General features: G+C 62.8%; 5 protein-coding genes. 2 read left to right on the top strand and 3 right to left on the bottom strand.

Features of this window, described 5'->3' with window-relative positions:
* A partial coding sequence (locus BCUN_RS13005; protein WP_420796474.1) for a transposase-like zinc-binding domain-containing protein occupies positions 1-250 on the bottom strand: 250 nt, incomplete at its 3' end.
* Positions 251-419: 169 nt separating this feature from the next.
* Positions 420-674, bottom strand: coding sequence for a hypothetical protein (locus BCUN_RS08915; protein WP_033518620.1), 255 nt, complete (start codon positions 672-674; stop codon positions 420-422).
* 264 nt (positions 675-938) lie between these two features.
* On the opposite strand from BCUN_RS08915, the gene BCUN_RS08920 reads away from it, so the two are divergent.
* Both BCUN_RS08920 and BCUN_RS08925 read left to right on the top strand, forming a co-directional pair.
* The gene (locus BCUN_RS08920) at positions 939-1,715 is read left to right on the top strand and encodes a rhomboid family intramembrane serine protease (RefSeq protein ID WP_033518618.1); all 777 of its coding nucleotides are present in this window, start codon (positions 939-941) and stop codon (positions 1,713-1,715) included.
* Positions 1,716-2,394: 679 nt separating this feature from the next.
* Complete coding sequence (locus BCUN_RS08925; protein WP_033518622.1) at positions 2,395-3,591, top strand: THUMP-like domain-containing protein; 1,197 nt, start codon at positions 2,395-2,397, stop codon at positions 3,589-3,591.
* Between the two features lie 289 nt (positions 3,592-3,880).
* On the opposite strand, the gene BCUN_RS08930 is transcribed toward BCUN_RS08925, so the two are convergent.
* On the bottom strand, positions 3,881-4,261 hold a 381-nt coding region (locus tag BCUN_RS08930; RefSeq protein WP_034258551.1), incomplete at its 5' end, for an IS3 family transposase.

A 4,261-nucleotide genomic window follows, 5' to 3' on the forward strand; every position in this document is an offset into this window, starting at 1 on the left:
CCAGGCCATAGCGAAGGTCGCGTGCGGTGTGGTCCTGCACGGTGGTACGGCTCGTGCCGCACGTAGTGCACCGGTAACGGGTCATGCCCGCCGTGGTGGTGCCGTTCTTGCTCATGGTCTTGCCACATCGGGCGCATGTTGGTCGTTGCATGACACCAGTCAACGGCCAAGGGACCATGAACATGCCGGAAGGCCAAGGGTTCCAATGTCTCAGAAGGGTTTTCTTACACACTTTTTGGCCGGGTGGCATGGTCGGCCCCTAGGGTATGGATCGGCCCTCACGCCAACCGGGAGAACGCATGAGGGCCGTTTTTTTTTTACACACTTTTTGGCCGGTAACCCACAATTTCTCAGGCGTGCAAAGAGGGGCGGTTGCCATCCCAACGGGATGGCAACCGCCCCTCTTTGCACGCCTGGAATCAGGCAGTGGCCTTGTTGTTGGCGACGTCGCCCGCGATGTCCTTGGGGGTCGGCACCTCTTCCACGTCGTCCTCGGTCTTGTCCTTCGCGAGGGTCAGGTCAACGGGGGATGAGCTGTTCTCCCACGGCTCCTCCCACGGATCGTAGTCGGGGTTCTGCTGCTTGTAGATGTACAGGCCCACGACGCCGGCGAGCAGTGCGCCGAAGAGCAGTGCGAAGAATTTCCAACCGCTGGAAGACTTATGGTTCTCCATGACGGCTCCTTTCCAATGTTCACGGTCGGCCGGTGCGCCCGGCCGACTCTGCTCACCATCATAGGTTGTCGAGCATGACGGCGCGAGTCCGTTGTGCTTATGGCAAGTCGCGGCGGCGGTGCCGACGGACGTCCCCCATCAGGCGAGCGTTTTCATCCCTTCAAATTGTTCCACAATGCGCGCCGGCACGCCAGTCGCGTGTTGCCTGTCGGTATGCGTGGCCTTGTGTCGCCCAGATTCTCGCGGCTTGCTAGGCTGGCAGGCATGGCACGTTTCAGTCTGTTTCCTGACTCCCCCTCCCTGCGGCAGGTGTTCTCCGCACGCTCGCTGCGCTATCGTTGGCGCATCGGCGAGCCGGTGGTCACCGGCGCAATCATCCTGGCCTGCGTGGCGGTGTGGCTCTGCGAGTTCCTGTTCAGCTTCCTGTGGCCGCGCGGACTGCAGGGCATGCTCAACTTCGGCGCGTTGATGCCGCTGACGGCGGTCCGTGAGCCGTGGACCTTCGTCACGTCGATGTTCCTGCATGAGCCACGGTCGATTTTCCACATCGGCTTCAACATGATCACGCTGTGGTGCGTGGGACCGTTCCTGGAGCGGCTCATGGGGCATTGGCCGTACCTGGTGCTGTACCTGGTGTCCGGCATCGGCGGCGGTGCGGGGATGATGGTCTGGGCGGCGCTGACCACGGACTCCTACAACTGGATGACCGCCTGCTACGGCGCCTCGGGTGCGCTCTTCGGACTGTTCGCGGGATGCCTGGCGGTGTATCGCAAGATGCGCGAGGACCTGCGCTCGATGCTCATCTGGATGGGCATCAACTTCCTCCTGCCGGTGGTCATGCCGAACGTGGCATGGCAGGCGCATCTGGGCGGTTTCGTGGTCGGCGGCCTGCTGACCATGTTCATGCTCGACGGACCGCGCGCCCTGGCGCGCAGGTCCGTGCTGCAGCGCACTTTGATCTATGGAGCGGCACTGCTGGTGCTGATCGTGCTGGTGGTGGCGTTCTGCAACATGGACAACCCGCTGGGAGGGTGGATCTAGGGCGGCCGGATGGGGCTCGATGTCCCCTCGGCCGGAGTTGGCGCAGTGGCCGGCATCGCGTTTGCGGTGCCGGCCACTGGCATGGGAGGAGGGTCCATGACCCGGTGACAACTGTCCGCTGTCAACTTACACGCATGTGGTTTTCCACATCATGTGGATAACCATGTGGATAAGTTGGGGGAAGTGTGGGGATTCACGCGAAAGTTATCCACATGGTTATCCACAAATGTTGATAACTTGCCATTTCGGCTGTGTGGAAGATGTGGACAGAACTTATCCACAATGCTCGAGAACCCTTGGAATTCCGCCATAATTAGGTTCTGTTGAAGCTTCGGTCACTAGATATAGTAGGTGTGTGGAGGGAGAAAAAGAGCGTTATGTCAGAAATGGAAAGCCTGTGGATAACTCCTTCCCCGCAGCGGTTTCACGCCCGCGTTTCATGAGGTTCCATGGGAAACACCCCGTGAAACTCTTGGCACCTGCAAGCCGGTGCCCTCCCTGATGATGGAAAGCCTCCGTCCCGGTGCCCGCTTCAACGAAAATCGCACAGGGGTGTGCGGATTCCGTCAGGGCGGACACTTGGGTGCAGGGATGTCGGCGTCAGGGCTGTCGCCGGAATGCAAGCGCCGTTCCTGCCGGGCGGTCGCACACCTACAATGGGCGCATGACTGCAGCGGACATGATGGTGAACGAGGCCACGCGCGAATACATCGAGGCGCATCGCACCCAGGACGTGCGCGACCTGGCGCTGCACGCGCGACGAGACGACCCCGGACTCGACCTGCCGCTGGCACTCGACCAGATCGCCGGATGGCAGACCGCGCGCACCAAACTGCCTGATTGGGCAGCGTGCGATGGCATCGTCTATCCGCCGCACCTGCCGATGGAGCAGTGCTCCTCGCAGGCCGCCGCCGAGGTGAAGATGCAGCTGGTGCGCGAGTTGGTGCCCGAACGGACGTCGCTCGTGGACCTGACCGGCGGCTTCGGCGTCGACTTCTCGTACCTGTCCCGCCTCTTCGACCATGCCGTCTACGTGGAACGCCAGAAGCGGCTCTGCGACCTCGCCGCACACAACCTGCGCGCGCTCGGCTTGGTCAGCGTGCAGGTCGTGCACGCCGACGCCGTCGACTACCTGCAGACCATGGATCCGGCATCCATGATCTACCTCGACCCGGCACGCCGCGACGCCGCCGGCGCGCGCACCTACGCCATCGCCGACTGCACGCCCGACGTCCTCGCCCTGCGCGACGACCTCCTGGCCAAGGCACCGACGGTCCTCGTCAAACTCTCGCCGATGCTCGACTGGCGGCGTACCGTCGAGGAGTTCGACGGCACCGTCAGCCACGTCGTCGTGGTCTCCGTCGGCAACGAATGCAAGGAACTGCTGGTGGTGCTCGGTCGGGTGAGGACCGACGATCCGCTCATCGTGGCCGTCAACGACGGCGACCGGCTGGAGTTCCGGCTGTCTGAGGACCGGCACCCGCGCATCCTGCCCGCGGGGGAGTTGCCGTCGATGCAGTACCTGTACGAGCCGAACGCATCCATCATGAAGACCGGCGCCTTCGCCGCGCTCCAGGAACACATGCCACAACTGGCGCAACTCGGTGCGAACAGCCATCTCTTCGCGAGTGTCGAAGCCGTGGAGGGATTCCCCGGACGCGCCTTTGCCATCGAGGGCATTGGCACCCTCAACAAGAAGGACGTCAGGCGGCTCCTGGCGGGTGTGGGGCAAGCGAACGTGGCAGTGCGCAATTTTCCCCTGACCGCGCAGCAGCTCAGGCAGCGGCTCAAGCTCAAGGACGGCGGCGAGACCACCGTGTATGGCACCACCGACGCCGAAGGTGCCCATATCCTCGTGCGGTGCAGGCGTCTGTAGGCCTTGTTCCCTTATGAGGGGTGGGTTAAGGAGGGATGGGTGTCATAGACGGCCGAGAATCGTTGGAATGACGGTACGCTTTCCGGCCCGCCCCAGATTAACCCACCCCTCATAAGCGTGAGAAGCAAGTGCGTTGGCTTTTGCGTGCATGTGGTTCCGGATCTCGGATGCTTTCAGATGCTAAAGGCAGAAATCTTTCGTTTTTTGAACTGTCCCCCGTTTTCTGGACGGGGTTAATGAGTGTCACCCACCCTCATGGTGTGGGTGCTCAGTCTACCATGCCCCGGCCCTACCCGGCCAGGGCCAGTAACGCCTGCTCATAGCGGTCGGGGCTCATGCCCCCGACCGCTGCCTGGCAGCGTGTCGAGTTCCAGTAACGGATGTAGCCCTCCAGGTCACGCTTGAACGACTCATAGTCAGCCCATTGACGACCCCGGAAGAACTCGTCCTTGAGATGACCGAACACCTGCTCGGTCGCGGCGTTGTCCAAGCAGTTGCCCTTGCGTGACATGCTGCGCACGATGCCCATGCGCGCGCACGCCCGCGCCCAGGCGGGCTGCTGGTACTGCCAGCCCTGGTCACTGTGCAGCAACGGCACCGCGCCCGCCGGCAGCGCATCGGCCAGGCCGGCCAACAAGTCAGCCTGTTGCGCCCAGTCCGGGTGACGCGA

This window comes from Bifidobacterium cuniculi, assembly GCF_000741575.1.
Lineage (GTDB): Bacteria > Actinomycetota > Actinomycetes > Actinomycetales > Bifidobacteriaceae > Bifidobacterium > Bifidobacterium cuniculi.

Coding starts and splice junctions, on each gene's coding strand:
- BCUN_RS08915 (WP_033518620.1), bottom strand. CDS start 674: ATGGAGAACCATAAGTCTTCCAGCGGTTGGAAATTCTTCGCACTGCTC.
- BCUN_RS08920 (WP_033518618.1), top strand. CDS start 939: ATGGCACGTTTCAGTCTGTTTCCTGACTCCCCCTCCCTGCGGCAGGTG.
- BCUN_RS08925 (WP_033518622.1), top strand. CDS start 2,395: ATGATGGTGAACGAGGCCACGCGCGAATACATCGAGGCGCATCGCACC.